General features: G+C 70.0%; 24 protein-coding genes. 10 read left to right on the forward strand and 14 right to left on the reverse strand.

Going from position 1 to position 24,060, the window contains the following annotated elements; all coding sequences use genetic code 11:
- The first annotated feature begins 64 nt into the window (after positions 1-64).
- From CCN37_RS10990 to CCN37_RS11010, 5 genes are all read left to right on the forward strand, one after another.
- Positions 65-1,090, forward strand: a complete 1,026-nt coding sequence (locus CCN37_RS10990; RefSeq protein ID WP_086820626.1) for a DUF3103 family protein — start codon at positions 65-67, stop codon at positions 1,088-1,090.
- A 265-nt stretch (positions 1,091-1,355) separates the two neighbouring features.
- Positions 1,356-3,086, forward strand: a complete 1,731-nt coding sequence (locus CCN37_RS10995; protein WP_371503971.1) for an acyl-CoA dehydrogenase — start codon at positions 1,356-1,358, stop codon at positions 3,084-3,086.
- A 53-nt stretch (positions 3,087-3,139) separates the two neighbouring features.
- Positions 3,140-3,466, forward strand: coding sequence for a nuclear transport factor 2 family protein (locus tag CCN37_RS11000; RefSeq protein WP_086820628.1), 327 nt, complete (start codon positions 3,140-3,142; stop codon positions 3,464-3,466).
- A 13-nt stretch (positions 3,467-3,479) separates the two neighbouring features.
- A complete protein-coding gene (locus tag CCN37_RS11005; RefSeq protein ID WP_143261551.1) occupies positions 3,480-3,692 on the forward strand; it encodes a hypothetical protein in 213 nt (70 codons plus the stop codon).
- Between the two features lie 118 nt (positions 3,693-3,810).
- Entirely contained in the window at positions 3,811-6,051 is a 2,241-nt protein-coding gene (locus CCN37_RS11010) for a Geosmin synthase (RefSeq protein ID WP_086820630.1), read from the forward strand.
- Here CCN37_RS11010 and surE read toward each other — a convergent pair.
- From surE to CCN37_RS11025, 3 genes are read right to left on the reverse strand one after another with little or no spacing between them, the layout of a single operon-like run.
- Positions 6,031-6,795 (reverse strand): 5'/3'-nucleotidase SurE, encoded by a 765-nt coding sequence (gene surE, locus CCN37_RS11015; protein WP_086820631.1) that lies wholly within the window; start codon positions 6,793-6,795, stop codon positions 6,031-6,033. The genes CCN37_RS11010 and surE overlap by 21 nt on opposite strands.
- Positions 6,792-7,733, reverse strand: coding sequence for a 1-phosphofructokinase family hexose kinase (locus tag CCN37_RS11020; RefSeq protein WP_210407965.1), 942 nt, complete (start codon positions 7,731-7,733; stop codon positions 6,792-6,794). Before CCN37_RS11020 ends, surE begins: the two co-directional genes overlap by 4 nt.
- 24 nt (positions 7,734-7,757) lie before the next feature.
- Positions 7,758-8,378 carry an alpha-ketoglutarate-dependent dioxygenase AlkB gene (locus CCN37_RS11025; RefSeq protein ID WP_086820668.1) on the reverse strand — a complete coding sequence of 207 codons (621 nt, stop codon included), beginning with the start codon at positions 8,376-8,378 and terminating at the stop codon, positions 7,758-7,760.
- An 18-nt stretch (positions 8,379-8,396) separates the two neighbouring features.
- Between CCN37_RS11025 and CCN37_RS11030 the strand changes: the two genes are divergently transcribed.
- Positions 8,397-8,792 carry a PPOX class F420-dependent oxidoreductase gene (locus CCN37_RS11030; protein WP_086820633.1) on the forward strand — a complete coding sequence of 132 codons (396 nt, stop codon included), beginning with the start codon at positions 8,397-8,399 and terminating at the stop codon, positions 8,790-8,792.
- Positions 8,793-9,007: 215 nt separating this feature from the next.
- Here the strand turns inward: CCN37_RS11030 and CCN37_RS11035 are convergent, their stop codons facing one another.
- Positions 9,008-9,439, reverse strand: a complete 432-nt coding sequence (locus tag CCN37_RS11035) for a hypothetical protein (protein ID WP_086820634.1) — start codon at positions 9,437-9,439, stop codon at positions 9,008-9,010.
- Between the two features lie 58 nt (positions 9,440-9,497).
- Between CCN37_RS11035 and CCN37_RS11040 the strand changes: the two genes are divergently transcribed.
- Positions 9,498-9,896, forward strand: coding sequence for a low affinity iron permease family protein (locus CCN37_RS11040; RefSeq protein ID WP_210407966.1), 399 nt, complete (start codon positions 9,498-9,500; stop codon positions 9,894-9,896).
- Here the strand turns inward: CCN37_RS11040 and CCN37_RS11045 are convergent.
- Positions 9,889-10,425 (reverse strand): DinB family protein, encoded by a 537-nt coding sequence (locus CCN37_RS11045; RefSeq protein WP_086820635.1) that lies wholly within the window; start codon positions 10,423-10,425, stop codon positions 9,889-9,891. The two genes, CCN37_RS11040 and CCN37_RS11045, sit on opposite strands and share 8 nt — an antisense overlap.
- Positions 10,426-10,545: 120 nt before the next feature.
- On the opposite strand from CCN37_RS11045, the gene CCN37_RS11050 reads away from it, so the two are divergent.
- On the forward strand, positions 10,546-13,362 hold the full coding sequence (locus CCN37_RS11050; RefSeq protein WP_086820636.1) for a glycosyl hydrolase: 2,817 nt from the start codon (positions 10,546-10,548) through the stop codon (positions 13,360-13,362).
- On the opposite strand, the gene CCN37_RS11055 is transcribed toward CCN37_RS11050, so the two are convergent.
- On the reverse strand, positions 13,340-14,386 hold the full coding sequence (locus tag CCN37_RS11055) for a questin oxidase family protein (protein WP_086820637.1): 1,047 nt from the start codon (positions 14,384-14,386) through the stop codon (positions 13,340-13,342). The genes CCN37_RS11050 and CCN37_RS11055 overlap by 23 nt on opposite strands.
- Positions 14,387-14,572: 186 nt before the next feature.
- Between CCN37_RS11055 and CCN37_RS11060 the strand changes: the two genes are divergently transcribed.
- The gene (locus tag CCN37_RS11060) at positions 14,573-14,881 is read left to right on the forward strand and encodes a hypothetical protein (protein WP_143261552.1); all 309 of its coding nucleotides are present in this window, start codon (positions 14,573-14,575) and stop codon (positions 14,879-14,881) included.
- A gap of 4 nt (positions 14,882-14,885) precedes the next feature.
- Here the strand turns inward: CCN37_RS11060 and CCN37_RS11065 are convergent, their stop codons facing one another.
- Positions 14,886-15,995 carry an FAD-dependent monooxygenase gene (locus tag CCN37_RS11065; RefSeq protein WP_086820639.1) on the reverse strand — a complete coding sequence of 370 codons (1,110 nt, stop codon included), beginning with the start codon at positions 15,993-15,995 and terminating at the stop codon, positions 14,886-14,888.
- Between the two features lie 96 nt (positions 15,996-16,091).
- Between CCN37_RS11065 and CCN37_RS11070 the strand changes: the two genes are divergently transcribed.
- The gene (locus CCN37_RS11070; RefSeq protein ID WP_086820640.1) at positions 16,092-16,997 is read left to right on the forward strand and encodes a GntR family transcriptional regulator; all 906 of its coding nucleotides are present in this window, start codon (positions 16,092-16,094) and stop codon (positions 16,995-16,997) included.
- A gap of 94 nt (positions 16,998-17,091) precedes the next feature.
- Here the strand turns inward: CCN37_RS11070 and CCN37_RS11075 are convergent, their stop codons facing one another.
- Genes CCN37_RS11075 through CCN37_RS11100 form a run of 7 tightly spaced genes read right to left on the reverse strand, consistent with a single transcriptional unit; the run spans position 17,092 to position 24,052 of the window.
- A complete protein-coding gene (locus tag CCN37_RS11075) occupies positions 17,092-17,955 on the reverse strand; it encodes an alpha/beta fold hydrolase (protein WP_086820641.1) in 864 nt (287 codons plus the stop codon).
- 54 nt (positions 17,956-18,009) lie between these two features.
- Positions 18,010-20,565 carry a LuxR family transcriptional regulator gene (locus tag CCN37_RS11080; RefSeq protein WP_086820642.1) on the reverse strand — a complete coding sequence of 852 codons (2,556 nt, stop codon included), beginning with the start codon at positions 20,563-20,565 and terminating at the stop codon, positions 18,010-18,012.
- The gene (locus CCN37_RS11085; RefSeq protein ID WP_086820643.1) at positions 20,562-21,476 is read right to left on the reverse strand and encodes an MBL fold metallo-hydrolase; all 915 of its coding nucleotides are present in this window, start codon (positions 21,474-21,476) and stop codon (positions 20,562-20,564) included. Before CCN37_RS11085 ends, CCN37_RS11080 begins: the two co-directional genes overlap by 4 nt.
- A 20-nt stretch (positions 21,477-21,496) precedes the next feature.
- The gene (locus CCN37_RS11090) at positions 21,497-22,264 is read right to left on the reverse strand and encodes a thioesterase family protein (RefSeq protein ID WP_086820644.1); all 768 of its coding nucleotides are present in this window, start codon (positions 22,262-22,264) and stop codon (positions 21,497-21,499) included.
- Positions 22,265-22,309: 45 nt separating this feature from the next.
- A complete protein-coding gene (locus CCN37_RS39765; protein ID WP_168200620.1) occupies positions 22,310-22,450 on the reverse strand; it encodes a hypothetical protein in 141 nt (46 codons plus the stop codon).
- Between the two features lie 4 nt (positions 22,451-22,454).
- Entirely contained in the window at positions 22,455-22,850 is a 396-nt protein-coding gene (locus tag CCN37_RS11095; RefSeq protein ID WP_086820645.1) for a GNAT family N-acetyltransferase, read from the reverse strand.
- Complete coding sequence (locus CCN37_RS11100; RefSeq protein WP_086820646.1) at positions 22,847-24,052, reverse strand: glycosyltransferase; 1,206 nt, start codon at positions 24,050-24,052, stop codon at positions 22,847-22,849. Before CCN37_RS11100 ends, CCN37_RS11095 begins: the two co-directional genes overlap by 4 nt.
- Between the last annotated feature and the right edge of the window lie 8 nt (positions 24,053-24,060).

Below are 24,060 nucleotides of genomic sequence, written 5' to 3' on the forward strand. Positions count from 1 at the left end.
CGCTCTGGTGATCGTTCTCGTGGTGCCTCTAGCGTCGGGATTCCCTGCGGAACAAGGAGAAACCATGCGAGCTGTGGCAGTGGTGCTGTCCCTGTTCGTCACATCCGGCGTCGCCGTGGCCGCGCCCCCGGTGGGTGTGGAGGCGGTCGCGCACGACCTCGCCGCCGCACCGTCCGTGCTCGCCCGCGTCCACGCGGGCCTGACCAGCGGCACGTCCAAGATCGACCTCATCCCGCTCGCGTCGGGCGCTCTGCGCCAGCGGGTCGAGCAGGCCGGAGCGCACGTGCGCGCGGCGAAACGGCTGCCCGCCGACCTCGGGCCCCTGCTCCAAGTGCGTGCGGGCAACCGCTCGGCCCTGACGTCTTTTGAGGGCGCACTCGTCGTGGCCGAGCCCGCGTCCGACGAGGTTCGGCACGTGACCGCCTACTCCGCTTCCGGGACGCGGCGGATCTCCGTCGACTCGCCTCCTGTCGACCGGCCTCTGTTCGTCGTGGCCGTCGACCACCACCGCGTGCTCTCCGCGAACCTCGCCAAGCTCCGCGCTTCGTTGCGCGCCTTGGGTGTTCGCGCCGACGAGCCGTCGGTTTCTGGGGGTTACGACGCCGCCAAGATCACTTCGATCCGGCTCGCCAAGGACCACGAGCCCGACCTGCGCGGCGACGCCGAGATCTACGCGCTGGTCGCGGGCGTCGGCCCCGACGACAAGCCCGTTGTGGACACCGTCCAGATGCCCTACCTCGACCACGACAAGACCACCTACACGCCCAACCAGGTGCTCGTGAACTGGTCGCACTTCAAGTACGCCGCCGCCGACGCCGTGATGATGGAGGAGGACGACAACTTCAGCTACGAGGAGCTCGCGCGGGCCGCCGCCAAGGCCATCCTGTCCGTCGTCGGCGCCGGCGAGTACGTCCCCGTCGTCGACGCCATCCTCGCCGCCGTCCCGGATTCCTTCTGGACCAACGACGCCGACTACGTCGACTCCTGGTACACCATCCGCAAGCAGCCCGTCGGCGCCACCACCACCCTGCCCGGCGCCCGCGCCAACGGCGTCCTCACCCTCAACACCATCCACATCCCCACCACCTGACCCGCCACGTCAAACCTGCTGAATGACTCGTTGAGGTGGTTGGAACGCCTGAATGACTCGTTCAGCACGTTGAACCACATGAACGAGTCATTGAGGTGGTGAAGCCCTGAACGACCCGTTTGGTGCGTTGAGCGCGCTGAACGGGTCGTTTGGTGCGTTGAAGTATGCGAACGGGTCGTTCAGGGCTTTACGGGGACGCGAGCGAGGTTGTTACTGGCTGGTAGGGTACTGGGCGGTAACAATGGGTGGGCGGATGGAGTGCGCGGTGGCCGAGAACGAGTACCCGGCGTTGTTCAACCCGGTCACCGCTGACCTGGGGCACCTGGACGCGGTGGCGCGCGGGAAGCTGCGGGCGCTGGTGGACTGGTTCGAGTCGCGCGGCAAGCAGCGGTTGATCGCCGACCACCTCGACCGCGAGTGGTACACCGACTTCCTCGACTTCATCAAGCGCGAGAAGCTGTTCGCCACCTTCAACACCCCGGCCGCTGACGCCAAAGGCGACCCCGACAAGCGGTGGGACGCCACGCGCAACGCGGCGCTGAGCGAGATCCTGGGCTTCTACGGGCTGTCCTACTGGTACGCGTGGCAGGTCACGGTGCTGGGGCTCGGGCCGATCTGGATGAGCGGCAACGCCGAAGCCCGTGCGCGCGCGGCGGCGCTGCTGGACAGCGGCGCGGTGTTCGCCTTCGGGCTGTCGGAGAAGGAGCACGGTGCCGACGTCTACTCGACGGACATGGTGCTGACGCCTCGGCCGGAAGGCGGTTTCACGGCGACGGGCGACAAGTACTACATCGGCAACGGCAACGTGGCGGGCATGGTGTCGGTGTTCGGGCGGCGCGCGGACGTCGAGGGCCCGGACGGCTACGTGTTCTTCGCGGTGGAGAGCCAGCACCCGAACTTCGAGCTGATCAAGAACGTCGTGGACTCGCAGATGTTCGTCAGCGCCTTCCGCCTCAACGACTACCCGGTCTCCGACGCCGACGTGCTGCACACCGGGGCGGAGGCGTTCAGTGCCGCGCTCAACACGGTCAACGTCGGCAAGTTCAACCTGTGCACGGCTTCGATCGGCATCGCCGAGCACTCCTTCCACGAGGCGATCACCCACGCGCACAACAGGATTCTCTACGGCAACCGGGTCACCGAGTTCCCGCACGTCCGACAGTCCTTTGTGGACGCCTACGCGCGGCTGGTCGCGATGAAGCTCTTCAGCGACCGCGCGGTGGACTACTTCCGCTCCGCCACCGCCGAAGACCGCCGCTACCTGCTGTTCAACCCCATCACCAAGATGAAGGTGACCAGCGAGGGCGAGCGCGTCATCGACCTGCTGTGGGACGTGATCGCGGCGAAGGGCTTCGAGAAGGACACCTACTTCAACACCGCGACCGGGCACATCCGCGCGCTGCCGAAGCTTGAGGGCACGGTGCACGTCAACCTCGCGCTCGTCCTGAAGTTCATGCCGAGCTACCTGTTCAACCCGCGGGAGTTCGAGCCGGTTCCGACCCGCCACGACGCGGCCGACGACGCCTTCCTGTTCGAGCAGGGGCCGGCGCGCGGGCTCGGCAAGATCACATTCCACGACTGGGAGCGGGCGTACACCGCCTTCGCGCACGTGCCCAACGTCGCGCTGTTCCACGAGCAGGCCACCGGGTTGAAGCGGCTGCTCGCCACGGCCGCCCCGGACGCCGAGCAGCAGCGGGACCTGGACTTCCTGCTCAACCTCGGCCACCTGTTCACGCTCGTGGTGTACGGCCAGCTCGTGCTGGAGCAGGCCGAGCTGACCGGCTGCCCCGCCGACGTGCTCGACCAGGTCTTCGACGTGCTCGTGCGCGACTTCTCGGAGTACGCGGTCGGCCTGCACGGCAAGGCCACCGCGACCGGGGCCCAGCAGGCGTGGGCGCTGGAGCACATCCGCAGGCCGGTCCCGGACGCGGGCCGGTTCGGGCGGCTCTGGGAGCACGTCGCGGCCCTTTCTGGCAGCTACGAGATGCGCGCATAACTGTTGCGCACAGACCCGGCTGGCGGTTCGCGCGGCGTGTCAGAATCGGCTTCATGATCGATCCTGCCTCCGTGGTGGACCGCCAGCTGGCCGCGTACAACGAGCACGACCTGGACGCGTTCCTGGCGACCTACGCCGAGGACGTCCACCTCTCGATGGACGAGGGGCGCACGGTGCGGGGGCGTGAGCAGATGCGCGGGCTCTACGAGGAGCAGTTCGCCCAGCGCCTGTGCCGCGCCGAGGTGGTCGGCAGGCTGGTGGAGCGCGGGTGGGTGGTGGACCACGAGGTGGCGCACGGGCTCGGCGGCGAACCCCACCGCGTGCTCGTCGCCTACCGGGTCCGCGACGGGTTGATCGACCGCGTGCGCTTCTTGAGTTAGCGCGCAGTCCACTATGGACAGACGCCGACCGCTGTCCCGGATGCTGGGCGGACACCAGGCGCGGACTCCGCCCGTTCCGGTGAACGAGAGCACTGAGATGGCCGCGCTGGACGAGCTCGCAGCGGAGCCCGGATCGATGCCCGGACCGCTCGCAGCCTCGCGGTATGCCGCCAACACCCTGTGGGAACAGCAGGGGGCGGGCGCGGGCGGCCACCACGCGGGGTGACCTCCGCTGGTCGCTCGTTCGGGAAGCACATCGCCTGCCTGGCCGATGCCCGCGCGTTCGGCCGAATGCGAGGGTCGAACGCGTCAGGCTGCCGTCCCGAAGAGAGTAGGCGCGCCCCATGCAGCAGCAGTCCTTCACGCTGCCCGAGTTCTACGTGCCGTACCCGGCCAGGATGAACCCGCACCTGGAGCGGACGCGGCGGCACAGCGCGGCCTGGGCGGAGCGGATGGGCATGCTCGACTCCAGGACGCCCGACGGCGGACTGGTCTGGACGGCCGACCAGCTCGCCAAGATGGACTACGGCCTGATGTGCGCCTACACCCACCCGGACTGCGACGGCGACGTCCTGGACGTGATCACCGACTGGTACGTGTGGGTGTTCTTCTTCGACGACCACTTCCTGGAGGAGTTCAAGTACTCGCGGGACGTCAAGGGCGGCCAGAAGTACCTGGACCGCCTGGAGAAGTTCATGACGCTGCCCGGTGAGGTGGCGCCGGAGGTGACCAACCCGGCCGAAGCGGGCCTGAAGGACCTGTGGGAGCGCACGGTCCCGTCGATGACGGTGGAGTGGCGCAAGCGCTTCATCACCAGCACGCACAACCTGATGGTCGAATCCATCTGGGAGACCAAGAACATCGAGCTCGGCCGGATCGCCAACCCCATCGAGTACATCCAGATGCGGCGCAGGGTCGGCGGAGCGCCGTGGTCGGCGAACCTGGTCGAGTACGCGGTCGGCGCGGAGGTACCGGACAAGGTCGCCTTCAGCCGTCCGCTCGAAGTCCTGCGCGACACGTTCTCCGACGCGGTGCACCTGCGCAACGACCTGTTCTCCTACCAGCGCGAGGTGGAGGAGGAGGGCGAGAACTCCAACGCCGTCCTGGTGTTCGAGCGCTTCCTGGGCAACGCCACGCAGGAGTCGGCCGAGATGGTCAACGACCTGCTGACCTCGCGGCTGCGCCAGTTCGAGAACACCGCGCTGGTCGAAGTTCCCGCGCTGGCGGCACAGCACGGCCTGCTGCCGCACGAACAGCTCGCGATCGGCGCCTACGTCAAGGGGTTGCAGGACTGGCAGTCCGGCGGCCACGAGTGGCACGCGCGCTCCAGTCGCTACATGAACCAGGAGATGGACGCCGCCGAGCCGCCGAGCCCGCTGCTGGCGGGGCCGGTCGGGCTGGGCACCTCCGCCGCGCGCCTGGAGTTCCGTCCTGGTGTGCGCAAGGCGATCCGCGAGCACACCTACGTTCCCGAGCGCCCGGTCGGCCACCTGCCGATCCCCGAACTGCACATGCCGTACGCGATCCGCACCAGCAAGCACCTCGACGCCTCGCGTGAGCACACCATTCAGTGGCAGCGCGCGATGGGCTTCTACGACGCGGTTCCCGGCGTCGAGGCGGGCGGTGTGTGGAGCGAGCACCGAGGGCGCGGCATCGACCTCGCGCACTGCGCCGCGATGATCCACGCCGACGCCACGCTGGAGGAGCTGAACCTCTCCACGGACTGGCTGGCGTGGGGGACCTACGGCGACGACTACTTCCCGCTGGTGTTCGGCATCGCGCGCGACAACCTCAAGGCGCGGGCCTGCGCGGAGCGGCTGAAGCAGTTCATGCCGTTGCAGGGCAGGGCGCCGCAGCCCGTCGGCCCCATGGAACTGGGGCTCGCCGACCTGTGGGAGCGCACGGCGGGACCGCTGACACCGGGCGGGCGCGCGGAGTTCCGCAAGGCCGTCGACGACATGCTCGACAGCTGGGTCTGGGAGGTGGACAACCAGGCGCAGAACCGGATTCCCGACCCGATCGACTACGTGGAGATGCGGCGCAGGACCTTCGGCTCGGACATGACGATCCGGCTGGCCAGGGTGAAGGCGCTGGACCTCGTGCCCGCCGCGCTCTACCAGACGCGGACGCTGCACGAGCTGGTCACCGCGGCGATGGACTACGCGATGTTCACCAACGACCTCTTCTCCTACCAGAAGGAAGTGGAGTTCGAGGGCGAGGTGCACAACATGGTCGTGGTCGTGGAGAACTTCCTCGGCACCGACCGCCTCGCCGCGCGCGACATCGTGGCCGAGCTGATGAACGCGCGCATGCGGCAGTTCGAGCACATCGTGGCCAACGACCTCGACGACCTCTTCGAGGAGTTCGACCTCGACGCGCGAACGCGCGCGGTGGTGACGCGGCAGGTGGAGGACCTCAAGGAGTGGATGTCGGGCATCCTGGAGTGGCACGTGAAGTGCGTGCGCTACCAGGACGCCGAACTCCGCTCGATGTACGGCGGCGAGCAGGTGCAGAAAGTTTTCTCTTTCCTGCCACAGGGTTTGGGCACCTCGGCCGCGCGGTTGTCATGGAGCGGCAGTCGGTAGCTCGACGCTGGTGTCCTCGCTGACCGAGCGCAGCGCGGTGATCGTCGGATAGCCCTTGGCGAGCAACGCGGCGTCGGTGTCCGGCTCGGGCTCGGCGTCGTCGACGGTGACCGCGACGACTTCCAGGCTGTCGTCGCCGAGGCGCTCGACGCGGCTCTGCACGGTGCCGTAGCGGGCGAGCCGGGCGTGGCGCAGCGGAGGCATCCCCTCCGGCGCCACGTTCGGCACGTTCACGTTGAGCACGGTGCCCGAGGGGGAGTTCCGCAGCAGGCCGATGGCGTGCTCGACGATCTCCGCCGCCACCTCCCACCGGGGCTCGGCGGTGCTGTTGAGGCCGACGTCCAGGGACACCGCCAGGCCGCTCAGGTCATTGACGGCCGCCGTCAAGGTCGCGCCGACCGTGCCGGAGTGCAGCACGGCCCGGCCGACGTTGGCGCCGCGGTTGATCCCGGAGAGCACCAGGTCCGGGGTGACGCCGAACGCGCCCTGCGCCGCGACGAGGGCGATCAGCCCGGGATGTCCGGCCACCGCGTAGGCAGGGACATCGGGCAGGTCCGGGATCTCCTTGCGCGCCACGGCGATCCGGCGATCGTCCTTCGCGGCGGTGAGCCCCGCGCTGGTGCCGCTGGACTCCTCGGCGGGGGCGGCGACCACCACTGACAGTCCATTGTGGACAGCCATCGTGGCGAGCGCGGCCAAGCCGGGGGAGTCGATGCCGTCATCGTTGGTGATCAACGCGATCATGAGTGATTTCCTCGCAGGGGACGGAGTTCCACGCGCTCGGCCAGGGTGCGGATCGCGTCGCCGCCCCCGGTGCCGAGGCCGCGCCTGGTGATGTTGAGCGCCCCGGCCGCCGCGCCGATGCGCAGGGCTTCGCGCAACGGCTCACCCTTGGCGAGGCAGGCCGCGACGCCCGCCGTCATCGAATCGCCGCCGCCCCGCGTGTCCACCGGGCTGAGGTCCGGGACGTGCAGCGTGAGCAGGTCGTCCTCGACCAGCGCCAGCGCGGGCTCGGCGGCGCGGGAGACCACGACCGCCTCCGGGCCGCACTTGGCGATCTCCCTGATCGCGGGGATGAGCTCGTCCAGGTCGCCGCTGGCCGCGCGACCGTCGTCGATCAGCTCCTCGTGGCTGACCTTCACGAAGGACGGCCCGCCGTCGAGCACCTCCACCAGGCGCTGCCCCGCGAGGTCGGCCAGCACGCGGCAGCCGTTGCCCGACAGGTCCTCGGTGAGCCTGCGGTAGAGCGAGTGCGGCAGCACGCGGTCGTTGCTCGGCCCGCTGAGCAGCGCGATCCCGGCGTCCAGGGCGTGGGTCAGGGTCAGCTCGTAGAGGTCGTCGAGGTCGTGCCGGGACAGCTCACCGGCCGGCATCTCCACCAGCTCGTCCCGGCTCCCGTCGCGGCGGTCGTGCACGTAGGCGCCGTTGCGGGCGTCCACGTGCAGCAGTTGCGCCTCGATGGCGGGATCGTCGACCAGGTGCTGGAGCACGCGTCCGGTCTCGCCGCCGACCGTTCCGCACAGCACCACGCCCACGCCGAGCGAGGTGATCATCCGGGCCTGCCAGACACCCTGCCCACCGGGGTGCACGTGGATGTCGGGCTCCCCGTTGAGGTCCTCGACGGTCACCGTCAGCTGAGGAGAGGGCGCGAAGACCACGACGCGTCCGTTTTGTCCGCTCACTTCCCGTGCTTTCCCCGCCGCGCGTCATTCCATGCCCGACACCCGCAGCGTGATGTTGAGGCGCCCGCCGCCGCGCAGGCCGATCTCCGGCCCCGTGCCCGGGAACGTCCTGGTGACGCCGTGGTAGGCCAGCCGCGACGGCCCGCCGAAGACGAAGAGGTCGCCGGAGCGCAACTCCACGTCCGTCCACGGGCGCCCGCGGTTCTCGGTGTTGCCGAAGCGGAACACGCACGCGTCGCCGAGGCTCAGCGAGACCACCGGCTCCGCGCTGCGCTCGTCCGCGTCGCGGTGCATGCCCATCCGCGCTTCGGCGTCGTAGTAGTTGACCAGCGCGATGTCCGGCCGGTAGTCCGCGCCCGCCGCTCTGCGCCCCAGTTCGCCCAGCCAGTCCGGGAACGGCTTCACCGGCTCGCCGTGCTCGGTTCGTCTTGAGTACTTGTACGGCGTCCAGTGCCACCCCAGGCACACCGAGCGCACCGACATCACCGAGCCGTTCGGCATCCGCGTCGCGCGCAGTCCCGCGGGCGGGCGCGACCACTCGCGGCACGCTTGCACCAAGCGCGTTTGCTCGTCCCGGCTCAGCCAGTCCGGCACGTGCACCGCGCCCGGCGCGATCTCCGCGCGTTCGCGGGGGAACAGGGCCATGAGGACCATAATGGGCTCATGCCGAAGATCGAGTTGAGCGAGGGCGGCACCGCCTTCTGGACCGAGCGCCACCTCTGCACGCTGAGCACGATCCGCAAGGACGGCACCCCGCACGTCGTCCCCGTCGGCGTGACCCTCGACGCCGAGGCAGGCATCGCGCGCGTGATCACCTTCTCCCACTCGCAGAAGGTCCGGCACGTCCGCGCCGCCGGTCCCGACGGCGCCACCGTCGCCGTGTGCCAGGTCGACGGCGGCCGCTGGTCGACCCTGGAAGGCCGCGCCGTGGTCCGCGAGGACGCCGCCTCCGTCGCCGACGCCGAGACCCGCTACGCCGCGCGCTACCGCGTCCCCAAGCCCAACCCGGCGCGCGTCGTCATCGAGATCACCATCACCCGCACCCTCGGCAACGTCTGACCCCACGCCGCGCGCCCGCACTCCGTAAGCCCTGAACGGGTCGTTTAGTGCGTTGGAGGAGCTGAACGGGTCGTTCGGGGCGGTCGCCAAGTACCTGAATGACTCATTCAGTGCGTTGAGGGTCCTGAATGAGTCATTGAGGGCGGTCGCCGAGGACCTGAAGGGGTCGTTCAGGGCTCTCAACGCACCAAAGGCGGCGTTGGGTGCGCGGCGCGTCAGCCGTAGAGGTGGGCGCGGACCACGGGGTCCTGTTCGAGGACGTGGTCCACGACGGCCCAGAAGTCGGAGATCCACGGGTGCGCCAAGGCTTCCTCGCGGCTCAGCGTGCGACCGTGCAGCGGACCGGCGGAGCCGTCGAGGCAGGCCTGCACGGCGGTCGCGGCGGGGGAGTCCGAGCCCTCGACCGCGCCGACGCGGCAGCCGAAGCTCACGTGGTCGGAGTGGTCCTCGCCGCCCCAACTGCCCAGGATCACGTCGATCCACGTCTCGTGGCCCTGCCCGGCGTGGTGGTAGCTGTTGGCGAAGTACACGGCGTGCGGGGACCCGTCGCGGAGGACGAAGTTCCACGTCCGCTGGGCGGGCGCGGAGCAGCAGCCGCAGGTGAACTCGCGGACCTGGTGTTCGTCGGCGTTGGTGGAGAGGGACACGGGGAGAGCCTAGGCGGGGCTGGGGATGAGGAAGGCCGGTTCTGGGTAGGCCGGGGTGATGCGGGAGAAGAACATGCCGTCGGAGGTGTCGGGCAGGCCCTCGGTCTTCGACAGGTTCGCAACGCACGCGAGCGAGTTCGTCTCCCGTGCCTGGTTCTTCGTGATGTGCGTGCTGCTGGTGGTGATCTGGGCGCCGTCGTACTTCCTGCTGGACAGCGCCGACACCTGGCAGCTGATCATCAACACGATGACCACGATCGTCACGTTCCTGTTGGTGGCGCTGTTGCAGAACACGCAGAAGCGCTCCGACGACGCCCTTCAGCAGAAGCTCAACGCGATTGCGGACGGCCTCTCCGACATCATGGGTCACCTCGCGAAGGACAACCCGGACCTGCGTCACGACCGCCAGGAGCTGCGCGACGCGGTCGGGCTGGAGGACCGCGAGAGCACTAGGTGAGCCACGCCTTCGCCGCCCTCAGCACCTGGTCGTGGCGCGGGGTCGGCTCGGCCGTGGTGGAGAGCTGTTCACGCAGGATGTCGGCGTGCCCGGCGTGCTGGCTGGTCTCGGCGACCCGGTGCAGCAGCACGTCGAACAGGGTCACGTGCGGGCGCGGCCACCACGGCACGTGGCCGGGGGCGTCGAGCGGCAGTTCGGTGATCGTCGCGTCGGCGTGGGCCCACACGCGCTGGTAGAGCGAGACGATCTCCTCGCGGGTTTCATGCTCGGCGGCCCAGAAGTCGGTGCCGCGCAGGGATTCGTCGTCCCACCGGGGCAGCGGCTCGGGGAACGGGCGCGCGAAGACCTCGCCGAGGTAGCGGGACTCCCAGGTCGCGAGGTGCTTGACGAGCCCGAGCAGATTGGTGCCGGTGAGCGTCAGCGGGCGGCGCGCGTCGTACTCGGAGAGCCCGTCGAGCTTGTCCACCATCACCTGGCGGGCCTCGCGCAACAGGTCGAACAGTTCGGCCTTCACGTGATCCTCGTTCATCGCACCAGCCTTCCACGTGGTCGTTGACTCCGAACGTGAACCGTTGCTACAACTGTGCGAGAGCGCTCTCACATCGAGCCCCGCCGCCGCTCGTCGACCACGCTCAAAGGAGAGCTGTCCATGGGCTATCGCAGCGGGCTGAGATCTGGCCTGGTGGCCGCCGTAGTGCTCATCGCGACCGTGACACCCGTGCTCCCCGCGCAGGCGGAGCCGGTGGGCGCGGGCAGCTACACGACGTCGTTGCCCGCGGGCGCGGCGCTGCCGACCGCGTGCTCCGACCTGGCGACGAACCCCAGGCGCCACCTCACCGCGAACGCGCCCGCCGGAGCGGTGCCGACGAACGACTGGTGGTCCTCGCTGGTCTACAAGCGCACCGAGTGCGCCTTCTCGGACAACCTGATGGCGCACCCCTTCTCCTTCGACACCGTGGCGGGCGGCCTCGGCGTCGACTACTCGACCACGCCGACGATCACTGGAACCGCGACCGGTGTCGGCGAGTACCACTACCAGTACGGCGCGGACTTCACGCTGGGCGTGACCGGCCTGAACGCGCCGGAGGCGAAGGTCGACGGCTGGACGGACTGGACGGTCAGCCCGTTCTGGTCCGACGGAGCCCGCACGCTGCGCGCCACGATCGGCCACGGCTCTCCGTTCGTCTACGCGAAGGTCACCGGCGGCGACGCCAGGTTGAGCTTCTCGGCGGCGCCGAACGTGTGGCAGAACAGCGGTTCGCGCATCGGCTTCTCCGTCGACGGCCACGACTACGTCGCTTACGCGCCGAGCGGAGCGACGTGGAACGCCAGCGGTAACGCGATCACATCTTCCTTGGCGGGCAAGGGATTCTTCTCCGTCGCGGTCCTGCCCGGCGGCGGTGACCGCGTGGCGCTGGCCAACTCCTACGGTGCTTACGCGCACGCGCACATCACCGGAACGCGCGTGTCGTGGAACTACGACCAAGCCGCCAGCGCGGTGCGCGCGACCTACGCCTTCACCACCCAGGCGCTGGAGGGTTCGGCGACCGGGACTGTGGTGTCCCTGTACCCGCACCAGTGGCAGAACCTCAGCGGCGGCGGCACTCCGATCGCGAACACCTACATCTCGCCGCGCGGGCCGATGAAGACGATCGTAGGCACATCGTCGTTCACCACGAGCACGCGCTACAACGGCGTCCTGCCGGAACTGCCCTCGGTGGCCATGTCGGGCGGCGACCTCACCACCCTCAACGGTTTCCTCGACCAAGCCGCGCAGGGCGATCCCTTCGCCGGGTTCAACAACGACACCTATTGGACGGGCAAGGCGGTCGGGCGCGCGGCGCGGATCGCGGAGATCGCTGATCAGGTCAACCGGACCGACGTCCGCGACAAGATGCTCAACGCGATTCGGGCCCGCCTGACGGACTGGTTCACCGCGTCCTCGGGCAAGTCGGAGCGCGTCTTCTACTACAACCGCAACTGGGGAACGCTGATCGGCTACCCGGCCTCCTACGGCTCGGACACCGACCTCAACGACCACCACTTCCACTACGGCTACTACATCGCGGCAGCCGCGACGCTGGCGAAGTTCGACCGCAACTGGGCATCCGGCGGGCAGTACGGCGGCATGGTTGACCTGCTCATCCGCGACGCCAACAACTACGACCGCAACGACACCAGGTTCCCGTTCCTGCGGGACTTCGACATCTTCGCCGGGCACGACTGGGCGGCCGGGCACGGCGCCTTCTTCGCGGGCAACAACCAGGAGTCCTCGTCGGAGGGCATGAACTTCGCCAACGCGCTCATCCAGTGGGGCCAGGTCACCGGCAACAACGCGGTGCGCGACGCGGGCCTCTACATCTACACGACGCAGGCGAGCGCGATCCAGAACTACTGGTTCGACCCGCAGGACCAGGCCTTCCCGCAGGGCTTCGAGCACTCCACCGTCGGCATGGTGTGGGGTGACGGCGGCGCGTACTCGACGTGGTTCACCGCCGAGCCGGAGAAGATCCACGGCATCAACATGCTGCCGATCACCGGCGGCTCGCTGTACCTGGGCCACAACCCGAGCTACATCGACCGCAACGTCGCGGAGATCGTCCGCAACAGCGGCAGCCAGCCGAAGGTGTGGCAGGACATCATCTGGTCCTTCCAAGCGCTGTCCAAGCCGGACGAAGCGCTGAACTCCTTCCGCAGCACCAATTACACGCCCGAGGAAGGCGAGAGCCGCGCGCACACCTTCCACTGGCTGCGCAACCTCAGTGCGCTCGGGCAGGTGGACACCAGCATCACCGCGAACCACCCGCTGCACGCCGTGTTCTCCAAGGGCGGCACCAAGACCTACGTCGCCAGCAACCTCGGCACCGCGCCGATCACCGTGACCTTCTCCAACGGCACCACGCTGAACGTGCCAGCCGGGAAGACCGCGACGACCGGAGGTGGCGGCACCGTCGACCCCGTCCCGACTCCGACCACGCTGCACGTGACGAGCCCGGACAAGCTCTCCACCACAAGCGGTTCCGGCGCTCGCAATGACGCGGTCAACAGCGCTGGAGGCCGCAACTTCGACGGTGTGCCGACCAACGCGCGCGTCTACACCGCGTGCGGGATCAGTGGAACCGTCGACCCGGCCAAGCAGACCCAGTTCTCGCTGAACGTGGATTCCGGGACCGGGGTCGGCAACGGCGTGCAGGCGCGGATCTCCTACGACCCCAACGGTTCTGGGAACTACACGCGTACGGAGACCTACCGGTACTTCGCCACCGACCCCGTGAACGGATGGGAGAACTACACGCAGGCGGCCGGAATCCAGGCGCAGTCGGGCACGCTCGCCAATCTCTCCAACGGCTGTGTGAAGCTGGAGGTCTGGAGCGCTATCGGCAGCGGGAGCACCGCGTTGCGCACCGACGCGACCGCGGGGGAGGGTAGCCGGTCCACAGTGGTCATCCCGCTGCGGACGGGCTGAGCAGGTCCGTGCACCGCTGAGCGGCCGCAAGCGCGTCGTGATCTCCCTTGCGCGCGAACGTGTCCACGGCGGTGTCGGCGAACTTGATCGCGTGTGCGTCGCCGGTCGCGACGGCCCGCTCGACCACCTCGTCCAGCACCAGGTCCGTGCCCGAAGCACCGAGGGCCGGGCGGTCCGGGGCGTAGATCGAGGTGACGGCGGCCGTCGCGATCCACGCCGTGCACAGGCTCGGCACCCAGAGGTTCTCCGGCAGCGCGGGCAGCGTGCGGAGGATCGCGTTGGGCGCGGTCGCCCCGTGCACCGACATGATCGCCGCGCCGTGGCCGTGCGTGCGGTAGTGCAGCACGGCGGCGTCGACCAGCTCGGTGAGCATGTCTTGGGCCTGCGCCGGGTTCTCCGGGCGGCGCAGTGCGGCGAGCGACTCCGGCCAGCCCGCGAGGAAGGCCAACCGGGCGAGGCGCGTCTGGATGCCGCCGGAGCGCTCCGGCAGCGCGGGAACGCCGGGGATGGCTTCGTGCGGCGACAACTCGCCCTCCGGGCAGGTCGCACCCGGAACCGACTCCCACCGCGCGGCCCAGTAGCCGAGCCCGTGCGCCAGTTCGTCCAGCCGGGGCGCGGTCTGCTCGCCCTCCAGCAGCACGCGCACGGCGTGACCGACCCTGATCACGCCGTGCGTCGCGCCCGCGGCGACTCCGGGCAGCAGCCGGGGCCACCACGTGCCGAGCACCGCGCGCCACGGCCGTTCGGCCAGCTCCACCCTGAAGTGCGCGATCCAGTCACCGATCCGGCGCTCGTCGCCCATTGCCTCCAGCCACTCGGAACCGATTCGGTGCGAGGCCGTCGGCAGCTCGTCCAGCTGTTCGCTGTAGGAGTCCACCCACCGGTGCACGAGGTCGGGGCGCCCGGCGCGGACCATCGCTTCCACGGTCATCGGGGCGTGGTTGGACAACCACCCCGCGAACTCGGGGCCGGTGCGGTGAAGACGCTGGTAGGCCTCGTCGAGCACGCCGGTGCCGTCGGTCATCAGAACTCTCCAGACTGCTGGGGGATGTGGGACCCAGTCTCGAACCTCCAGCTAACTGGAGGTCAAGCCGTTGGCTACGGCAGCGTCACGAGTGCGTCGCGAACTACCAGCCAAATCCCCGCACGACGGGCGTACCAGCGGGAACGCACGTAGCGTTGCCACTTTCCCCGGACGTGAGGTGACGTGGTGGAGTACTTCGTGGTCACCGTCGACGGCGCTCAGCAGATCGCCGAGAGCGGTGAGTTGATGCGGGAGTGGCACGGTCACCAGCTCTACGAGCTGCTGGTCTACGCGGGCTACCCGCTGACCCGCGGCGACGCAGAGCTGGACGGCGGCGAGGTCGGCGGCTGCGCTGACTGGTTCGACCTCGCGGTGGACGCCGCGACCGGCGCGGTGGTCGCGCACACCCACGGCGCGGAGCCGAAGACGCACGCGATGGGCGAGGCCGGGCGTGTCCTCGTCGAGTGGTACCTGCGCGAGGTCGACACCTGCTGATGGCTCAGTTCTGCCTGCTGTCCAAGGAAAGCGCGCGCTTCGCCCGCTCCAGCGACTCCTCCGACGCGGGCTGGCCCGGGTTCTCCGTCGCCAGCGCCTGGTTGAGCCGGGCGAACGGCCGCATCCGCGCTTCGTAGGCCGCGAATCCCTCCGAGTGCTCGCCGTGGGCGCGCTCCAGTTCCTCGGCCAGCACGTACGCGCCGACCAGCGCCAGGCTCGTGCCCTGCCCGGACAGCGGTGAGGCGCAGTAGCCCGCGTCGCCGACGAGGGTGACCCGGCCCGCCGACCACGTGTCCATGTGGATCTGCGCCATCGCGTCGAAGTAGAAGTCCTCCGCCGCCCACATCGCCTCGACCAGGCGCGGCGTCTCCCACGCCAGCCCTTCCAGGTTCTCCGCCAGCATCCTGCGGTGCGCGTCGTCGTCGCGGCGGTCGTGCGGCAGCGAGTCGGCCCTGACGCCGAGGGTGACGCGTAGTTCCTCGTTGTCCCGCACGGGATAGACCGCGTAGCCGGTGTCGCCTTCGTTCATCCACACCTGCCAGTTGTCCAGGCCGATGAAGTTCTTCGCGCTGTACACCGCGAGGTAGGTGCCGAGGTGCCGCACGAACTGCTCTTCCGGCCCGAACGCGAGCGCGCGCACCCCAGAGTGCAGGCCGTCCGCGCCCACGATCACGTCGAACCTGCGCGGCGGCGCGTGCTCGAAGATCACTTCGGAGTCGGTGATCGCCGTGATGGTGTCGCCGAAGATGTACTCGACGTCGTCCTTGGTGATCTCGTAGATCATCGAGGTGAGGTCCTCGCGCAGCAGCTCGATGTCGTCGCTGTCGAAGCGGCCACTGCTCAGCGCCATCTCCGTGGAGCGCATGATCTCGTTGCCCTTACCGTCGAGCATCTCCATGCCGCGCATGGTCGTGCGCAGCTCGCGCGCCCGCTCCAGCAGGCCCATGCGGTCGAGCACGTCCAGCGCCACGCCGCGCACGTCGATCGCCTGTCCGCCCGGCCGGGGCGCCGGGGCGCGCTCCACGACCGTCACCTCGAAGCCCCTGCGGCGCAGCCAGTACGCCAGCGCCGGGCCCGCAACACTCGCTCCACAGATCAGCACCGTCTTTGTCATACTCGGCAGCGTACGACGTAAATACAGCCGAGCAGAGCCATGAACGAGCTAATCTGTGCTAGCTCAGCGAGGTTCTGTGCTAGGACAGGGAGCAGCATGGCCGACAGTCCGCCCTACGCCCGCATCGTCGCCGAGCTGCGCCGCCGCATCGCCGAGGGCGAGCTGGCCCCTGGCGACCGCCTCCCGTCCACGCGGCAGATCGCGATCCGCTGGGGCGTCGCGCTGGCGACCGCGACCAAGGCGCTGACCACGCTCAAGAACGAGGGCCTGATCGTCGCCGAGCCGCGCGTGGGCACCGTGGTCGCCGCCGCCCCGACCACGCCGCGCCCGCGCCCGCCCGCGGAGCCCGGTGACGAGCTGACCCGCGACAAGATCGTGCGCGCGGCCGTGGAGATCGCCGACGCCGAGGGCCTCGCCGCGGTGTCCATGCGCGGCGTCGCGGCGAAGCTCGGCGTCAGCGCGATGTCGCCCTACCGGCACGTCGACGGCAAGGACGAGCTGGTGCTGCTGATGGTGGACGCCACATACGGCTCCATGGCGCCGCCCGATCCGAAGATCAAGAGCTGGCGGGCCCGCGCCGAGGCCGGCTCGCGCGGGCTGTGGGCGCTCTACCGGCGGCACCCCTGGCTCGCCCAGTACACGACGCTGACCCGGCCGGTGATGCTGCCCAACCTCGCCGTGCACGCCGAGTGGATGATCACCGCGCTCAGCGCGCCCGGCCGCACCCCGACGCAGGTGATGAACCTGCACGTGCTGCTGTTCAGCTACGTGCAGGGCCTCGCCGTGAACCTGGAGCGCGAGGCCAGCGCGCGCGCCGCGACCGGGCTCACCGAGGAGGAGTGGCTGGAGACGCAGGCCGAGCAGTACCGCTCCTACGTGGAGTCCGGCCGCTTCCCCGCGTTCAGCGGCCTCATGCGCTCCTTCGACGAACACGGCTACGACCTCGACCTGGACGTCATCTTCGAACTAGGCCTCACCGCCCTGCTGGACGGCCTCCGCTAGCCCCTCCACCAGCTGCAATGCCTCCATGCGCCCCACCGCCCCGCCCGCCCGATAGGAGTACGAAACGGGTTCTTGGGCGAGCGTGCGGCAGGGGCTACTGGGCGGTGTGGGTGAGGACGGCGGTGGCCAGTTCGGCGTGCACCTCGGGCGGGAGCGTGTGGCCCATGCCGTGGATCTCCAGGTACTCCGCGCCGGGGATGGCCGCCGCGATGAGCTTGCTGTGGCCGGGTTTCACCGGCTCCTCGCTGCCCTCGATCACCAGGGTGGGCGTGGTGATCTCGCCGAGGCGGCCAACGGGCTCGAAGTCCGGGTCGGCCGCCCACGCCTTCTGGTGGTTGGCCACGGTCGCCGGGTCGCGGTCCCGCTCGCGCAGCCGTTCCTCCACCTCGCGCTGCGCGTCGGCGTCGAAGGGCAGCACCGTGCCGTGCAGCATCCGCGCCACCTCGACCGCGAAGTCCTCGCCGGGCGGCGAGGTGAACAGCTCCACGAACGCGGGGCTCGGCTCGGGCAGGCTGCCCGGCGGCTGCGGCTGACCGCTCAGCGCCCGCATCAGCACCACGCCCTCGCCGCCGCCGAGCGGGGAGGAGCCGATGGTGGTGAGGCTGGCGATGCGCGAAGGGTGCTCCAGCGCGATCCACTGGCCGAGCAACCCGCCGGCGGAGTGTCCGACCAGGTGCGCCCGCTCGATGCCGAGCGCGTCGAGAACGCCGAGGACGTCGTTCTTGATCGCCGCCCAGGTGTAGGGCCGCTCCTCGAAGTTCAGCGCGCTGGAGCGGCCGGTGTCGCGGTGGTCGTACCGGATCACCCGACGGCCACCGGCGGCGATCCGCCCCACCAGCTCGTCCGGCCACAGGTGGCCCTGGGACATCGACCCCATGACCAGCAGCACGGCCGGGTGCGTCGGGTCGCCGAACTCCTCGACCCACAGTTCTACGTCGTTGACCTCGATGATTGGCATGCCGCTAACTCTCGTCGCTGGGGTGCCTCGTGCCATCCGTAGGACCACTGGTGGCTACTGGGCCAGTAGTCGCGCGAGTTCGGTGCGGGAGCTGACGCCGAGCTTCGGATAGATCTTGTACAGGTGGTACTCGACCGTGCGCGGGCTGAGGAAGAGCCGCGCGGCGACGTCCTTGTTCGACACGCCCTCCGCCACGAGCTGGGCGATCCGCAGCTCCTGCGGGGTGAGCACCGTCGGCTCGGCCACCGCACGCGACTCGCCCGCGGCGCGGAGTTCACCCAGCGCCCGTCGCTCCCACGGTCGCGCTCCGAGCCTGCCGAAGACCTCCGCCGCCGCGCGCAGGTGCGGCCGGGCCTCGCTGACCTTGCGGTCCCGCCGCAGCCGCTCGCCGAGCAGCAACGCGGTCCGCGCGCGCTCGTAGTCGGAGTCGGTCTCCAGCGCCTGTTCGAGCAGCGGCACCGGGTCGTCCTCGACCAACGCGCGGCAGCGGGCGACGAGCGCCTGGGCTCGCGCGGTCGTCGCGTTCACCGACCACCGCTTGATGAACTCGATGCTCTCCCTTGCCACGTCGAGGTTTCCGGTCGCCACGGCGGCTTCGACGCGGTCGGCCGTCGAGCCCCAGACCGCGATCGGGTGGCCCGCGCCCGGCCCCGCCGTGGTCATCGCGGTGAGCCGGTCGTGCGCTTCCTGGAAGCGGCCCGCGCCGAGGTCGAGCAGCGCCAGCGCGTAGTTCGCGACGCCCACGCGCAGGCCCACGCGGTGGGGGATCGCGATCGCCAGCGCCTCGTTCGCGAAACCCCGGCAGTCATCCTCGCGCCCGTGGATCGCCGCGACCATCGCGAGGTTGGCCAGGTGCGCCGCCGCGCAGTTGACGTACCCGGCCTCCTTGGCCAGCGCGAGACCTTCCTCGGAGAGCGCGGCGCTGTGCGCGAGGTTGCCGTTCATCCGCTCAGCCGTCGCCGCGAACTCCAACACCACGGGCAGCGTGCCCACCATCCCCGACACCCGCGCCACGCGCCCGGCTCGCGCGGCGAAGTCGGCCGCCGCGTCGCCCTCGCCCAGATGGCTCGCCGCCGCTGCCGCCCACAACAGCTCGCTCGCGTCCTCTCGCGGCTTGATGTCGCGCAGAATCGCCGTTCCCCTGGCGGTTTCTCCGGCTTGCAACGCGCCCGTGCCGACGAGCACGTCGCGCAGGAAGCTGGGCTCCAGCTGCTCAGCCCGTCGCCCCGCCTCGATCGCCACGGCGGTGTCCCCGACGTAGGAGGCGGCTTCGGCGGCGTCCGCCAGCAGCTCGACCCGGTTTCCCGCGGCCTCCAGGAAGATCCGCATCGCCTCGGCCGCGTCCCCGGAGTTCAGCTCGAACCGCCCGCGCAACTGTTCCAGCTCCGGCGTGTCGTTCAGGGCCTTCGCCTTGCTCAGCAGACTCCGCGCCTGCCCCGGTTTTCCGCCCAACCAAGCCGATTCCGCCGCTGCCGCGAGGCGTTCTGCCTGGCGTGAGGTGTCCGGTGTGAGCGCCGCGGCTCGGGCCAGCGCGTTGGCGGCGTCGGCGTATCCGCCTCGTTCGCGTGCCCTCCACGCCGAGTCCGTCAGCGCCTGCGCCACGGCTTCGTCCGGGCCGAGCGCGGCTTCCGCTCGGTGGTGCGCTCGACGGTCCGCGTCGCCGACTGCCTCTGCCAGTTGCTCGTGCACCTGCCGCTTCTGCGTCGACGTGGCCGCCGTGACCGTCGCCGAGCGAACGAGGGGATGGCGAAACTGGATCGCCGCGCCGTCGAGGCTGATGAGCCCGCTCTCTTCGGCTGCTTGCAATCCGGTCGCCCCGGCGCGCAGGACTACGCCGAGGTCGCCACGGCCTTCCAGCGCCGCGATCAGCAACGCGCGCCTCGCGTCCTTCGGCAGGCGTGCGACCTGCTCCCCGAAGACGTCGCCGACCGGCAGGGGATCGGGCAGCGGCGTCGCTCCGGACAGCTGCTCCGGTGTCAACAGCTCGCCGACCTCGCGCAGTGCGAGCGGATTTCCGTTGGTGAGCCTGGTGATCTCGGCGATCGGCGCTGCTTCCGGCAGCAGCTTCGCCGCGCTCGCCTCGTCGAGCCCGGCCAGGCGGAGCTGCCGTACTCCGCGCAACGCGTGCCGAACCTCCGCCGTGTCCCGCGCCGCGATGAGCAGGCGGACCTTCTCCCCGCGCAGGCGGCGCGCGGCGAAGAGCAACGCGTCCGCCGACGCCTGGTCGAGCCACTGGAAGTCGTCGACCACGCACAGCAGGCCGTCCGGCTCCGCCGCTTCGATCAGCAACGAGAGCACCGCCGCCGAGACCAGGAAGCGGTCCTCCGCGCGCGACTCCGCCAGGCCGAGCGCGGCCTTGATCGCGTCCCGCTGCGCTTCCGGCAGCGCGTCCGCGAGGTGTGCCACCGGCCGCAGGAGTTGGTGCAGCGCGGCGAACGCGAGCCCTGACTCCGGCTCAGCGCCCGTCGCCCACAACGCCTTCTTCGCGCTTTCCCGTAGCAGAGCGGATTTTCCCGCGCCGGGCTCGCCGAGCACCGCGAGCGCACTGTGATCGCCCTTCAGGAACTCGTCGATCTCGGCCAGTTCCGCTTCGCGTCCGATGAGTGTCATGGCAGCGTGCGTGTCTCTCCGATGGCCAGCGCCCACAGGTCCGCCGGATCGCGCCCGGCCTCCGCCCACGCCTTCTTGATGAGGCGCAGCGGCTCGTCCATCGGCTCCTTCGTCAACGCGAAGGTTCCCCAGTGCATTGCCGCGAGCCGTTGCGCCCCAACGTCTTCGAGTGCTTTCACGGCTTCTTCCGGGTTGATGTGCACCGGCTTCATGAACCACCGCGGCTCGTAGGCGCCGATCGGCAGCATCGCCACGCCGATGCCCGGGTAGCGCTCACCGATCTCCGCGAACCACTTGCCGTAGCCCGAATCGCCCGCGTGGTAGGTCCTCGTGCCGTCCGGCGCCGTGATCACCCAGCCGCCCCAGAGCGTCGAGCACGTGTCGAACGCGCCTCGGCGGCTCCAGTGGTGTGCCGGGACGAAGCTGAACTCCAGGCCCGCCACCGTGGCCGACTCCCACCAGTCCAGTTCCGTCACATTGCGGAACCCGCGCTTGGCGAACCAGGACTTGAGCCCGAGGCCCACGAGGATCGGCGTCTCCCTCGGCAGCCGCTTGATCGTCGACGAGTCCAGGTGGTCGTAGTGGTCGTGGCTGATCACCACCGCGTCGATCTTCGGCAGTTCGCCCCACGCCAGCCCCGGCGGCGTCCGCCTGCGCGCCCCGCCCGGAATCCGCGCCGCCCACACCGGATCGGTCAGCACCGCGACCCCGTTGAGCCGCACCAGGTAGGTCGAGTGCCCCACCCACGTCCAGCTCGTCTCCGCCGCTGGAAGCCCATTGCGCGCGATCGGCACCAGGTCCGCGTTCTCCCCGTTGCCGCCGAAACCCCCGTTCTCGCGCAGTATCCGGACCAAGTCGCCGATCCTGGGCAGCGGCGAGGTCAGGCGGTTTCGGAAGTTCTGGCGAGGCATGCCGCCAGTCTGCCACCGCGCTACGACAGCGGGCGGACGGTGAGGATCTGCTGCGCGTGCCCGACCGGCCCGGCGAGGTCGTGCAGGACCGTGCTCGTCACGCCCTGGCCGGTCGGGCCGAACGTCACCGACGTATCGAGCCCGGTCCACCGCCCCTCCGGCTGACGGTGCAGGTGAACGGTCAGGTCGACGTTCGGGAACATCCACTCGGTCGGCGGCTGGCGCACGGCGATCCCGTTCGCGGTGTCGACCAGCGCGACGTACGACGCGAGCGAGCTGACTTCCTCGCCCGCGACGAGGTCGTGCGGCGTCGACACCCACACCGTCGCGCGCCCCGGCTTCGACGGGACGACCGGGCGCACGTCCAGACTCGCGATGTAGCCGCCCGGCCAGACGTCGGTCAACGGTGTGGGGCTGACGGTGTCCGGGGGAGCGAGCCCGCCTGCTTCACCGCCCGCGACCGCCGTGGTGTCCTCGCTGCTCAGCGCCCACGCCCGCGCTCGCACGACCGAGCGGCCCGCGATCACCACCACCGCTTCGACCAGCTCGATCGTGCGACCGGGGCGGATCGTCTCCACGCGGATCTCGCACTCCTCCAGCGCGAGGCGGCCGAGGATGTCGAAGGAGATCCTGGAGAGCGCGGAGCCCGCGGGCAGGTGCTGCTCGATCGCGTGCGTGATGAGCCCACCCAGCGGGCTGAAGTGCTGTTCCGCCGGGTCCCATGCCCCGCCCGCGTGCTCCGTGGGCTTGTAGCGGCCGTCGCCGACGCGCTGGAAGTAGCTGCTCATCACGCCAACCTAATCAGCCCGGCCGAGGTCGACCTGTCGCCGTCGTCAGGTCCCGGCTCGGAACTCGTCCAGCAGCTCCGCAACCACTCCGTGTACCGATCTCTGCCGCACCCACATGCCGGGGCGCTCGCGCACTTCTTCGAGGAACCCGTACACGTCCCGCAGTTCCGCCGGGTGCTTCTGCATTTGCTTACGCCAATCTGATCAGCCCGGCTGGGGTCGGCCGGAAACCGCAGCTGTCGAAGTAGAACTCGCGCAGGTGCTCCTCGAAGTCCACGTGCAACCACTCGCACCCGGCGGCCTTGGCGTGCTCGGTCGCTGTCGCGATGAGCTGTGTGCCCACACCTCGCCGCTGCACCTTCTTGGCTGCCAACGTGTCGAGCACGAAGGCGTGCACCCCGCCGTCCCAGGCCACGTTCACGAAGCCCACCAGCTCGCCCCGCTCACGCGCGCACACCCAGCCCAGGCTGTGCCCGGTCACCTGGCCCCACCAGTCGTCATCGCGCAGCCGCCCGCCGAAGCCCTCCGCGTGCAGCTCGTTGACCTCGGCGTTGTCGAACTTCCCGCGCCACTCGTAGCTGATCATCCCGCCAACTCCACGAGCATCTTCGCGGCGACCATCGCCCCGTCGCTCCGGACTTCGCTGGCCACTTCCTTCGCTCGGGTGCCGAGTGTCAACGCCGTGGCGAGCGCGGCCGCCAGCGACTCGACGGTCGGCCTTCTGCCCTCGTGCGCCACGCCGATGCCCAGCTCAGCGACTCGGCGGGCCCAATGCGGCTGGTCAGCGATCTGCGGCACCACCACCTGCGGCGCTCCCGCCCGCGCTGCCGCTGTCGTCGTGCCCGCGCCGCCGTGGTGCACGACCGCCGCCACCCTCGGGAACAGCGCCTGCTGGTTGACGTCGCCGACCACGAAGCAGTCGTCCGCGTCGTCGATCGCGGCCAGCCCCGCCCACCCGCTCGCGAGGACCACCCGCCGACCGTGCGCGCGGCACACTTCGATGGCCACCCGCGCGATGTCCTCCGGCGCGTAGGCGGCCATGCTGCCCAGACCCACGTACACCGGCTGCGCGCCCGCCTCCAGGAACTCGTCCAACCCCTCCGGCAACGGCCGCTCGTCGGGCAAGATCCACGCTCCGGTCTGCACGATGTCGAGCTCGGTCAGCCCCTTCGACGGGCACAACGCCTCGTCCGCCGCCAACCACGGCTGACCGGTCAGGACGTGGTCGCGGACGTTGTCCACCGGCGGCAACCCGATCTCCGCCCGGTGCTTGTTCAGCGTCTCCCCGTACAGCCCGTTCACGCGCTCGGCGTCCTGCTCCCACAGCACCCGGTGGTCCGTCTCGTCCTCCGACGACGGCGTGCCCGGACGCCGCCCCGGCCGGAAGTGCTGCGACGGCAAGCCGATGATGTGGAAGCACGCCAACACGTAGGGGATGCCCAGCTGCTCCGCCACATCCCGCGCTCCGGCCGGCATCAGGCCCGTCGCCAGCACCGCGTCGCACCCCTTCGCCGCCTCGCCCAACGTCTCGAACCGCGCCTTGACGAGTTCGGGCGCCAGCCGAAACGCGTCCTGCGCTGTCGGCGGCTTCGGGTTCGCCACCACCGAGCGCACCGTCGGCCCCAGCGGCACCAACTCCACTCCCACGCGGTTGAGCAACGTCGCGAACTCCGCGTCCGGCGGCGCGCACACCCGTGCTTCCGCCCCCAGCTCCCGCAACGCCACCGCGAGCCCCGCCAACGGCTCCACATCCCCGCGCGATCCCCACGTGGTCAACGCAAAACGCACTCTCGATC

Origin of the sequence: Allokutzneria sp. NRRL B-24872, from assembly GCF_002155965.1 — a bacterium.
In the GTDB taxonomy this organism is placed as follows: domain Bacteria; phylum Actinomycetota; class Actinomycetes; order Mycobacteriales; family Pseudonocardiaceae; genus Allokutzneria.

Bases quoted from the DNA above. Each gene is read 5' to 3' on its own strand.
- CCN37_RS10990 (WP_086820626.1), top strand. From the start codon at position 65: ATGCGAGCTGTGGCAGTGGTGCTGTCCCTGTTCGTCACATCCGGCGTC.
- CCN37_RS11000 (WP_086820628.1), top strand. From the start codon at position 3,140: ATGATCGATCCTGCCTCCGTGGTGGACCGCCAGCTGGCCGCGTACAAC.
- CCN37_RS11005 (WP_143261551.1), top strand. From the start codon at position 3,480: ATGGACAGACGCCGACCGCTGTCCCGGATGCTGGGCGGACACCAGGCG.
- CCN37_RS11010 (WP_086820630.1), top strand. From the start codon at position 3,811: ATGCAGCAGCAGTCCTTCACGCTGCCCGAGTTCTACGTGCCGTACCCG.
- surE (WP_086820631.1), bottom strand. From the start codon at position 6,795: ATGATCGCGTTGATCACCAACGATGACGGCATCGACTCCCCCGGCTTG.
- CCN37_RS11025 (WP_086820668.1), bottom strand. From the start codon at position 8,378: ATGGCCCTGTTCCCCCGCGAACGCGCGGAGATCGCGCCGGGCGCGGTG.
- CCN37_RS11030 (WP_086820633.1), top strand. From the start codon at position 8,397: ATGCCGAAGATCGAGTTGAGCGAGGGCGGCACCGCCTTCTGGACCGAG.
- CCN37_RS11040 (WP_210407966.1), top strand. From the start codon at position 9,498: ATGCGGGAGAAGAACATGCCGTCGGAGGTGTCGGGCAGGCCCTCGGTC.
- CCN37_RS11045 (WP_086820635.1), bottom strand. From the start codon at position 10,425: ATGAACGAGGATCACGTGAAGGCCGAACTGTTCGACCTGTTGCGCGAG.
- CCN37_RS11050 (WP_086820636.1), top strand. From the start codon at position 10,546: ATGGGCTATCGCAGCGGGCTGAGATCTGGCCTGGTGGCCGCCGTAGTG.
- CCN37_RS11055 (WP_086820637.1), bottom strand. From the start codon at position 14,386: ATGACCGACGGCACCGGCGTGCTCGACGAGGCCTACCAGCGTCTTCAC.
- CCN37_RS11065 (WP_086820639.1), bottom strand. From the start codon at position 15,995: ATGACAAAGACGGTGCTGATCTGTGGAGCGAGTGTTGCGGGCCCGGCG.
- CCN37_RS11070 (WP_086820640.1), top strand. From the start codon at position 16,092: ATGGCCGACAGTCCGCCCTACGCCCGCATCGTCGCCGAGCTGCGCCGC.
- CCN37_RS11075 (WP_086820641.1), bottom strand. From the start codon at position 17,955: ATGCCAATCATCGAGGTCAACGACGTAGAACTGTGGGTCGAGGAGTTC.
- CCN37_RS11080 (WP_086820642.1), bottom strand. From the start codon at position 20,565: ATGACACTCATCGGACGCGAAGCGGAACTGGCCGAGATCGACGAGTTC.
- CCN37_RS11085 (WP_086820643.1), bottom strand. From the start codon at position 21,476: ATGCCTCGCCAGAACTTCCGAAACCGCCTGACCTCGCCGCTGCCCAGG.
- CCN37_RS11090 (WP_086820644.1), bottom strand. From the start codon at position 22,264: ATGAGCAGCTACTTCCAGCGCGTCGGCGACGGCCGCTACAAGCCCACG.
- CCN37_RS39765 (WP_168200620.1), bottom strand. From the start codon at position 22,450: ATGCAGAAGCACCCGGCGGAACTGCGGGACGTGTACGGGTTCCTCGAA.
- CCN37_RS11095 (WP_086820645.1), bottom strand. From the start codon at position 22,850: ATGATCAGCTACGAGTGGCGCGGGAAGTTCGACAACGCCGAGGTCAAC.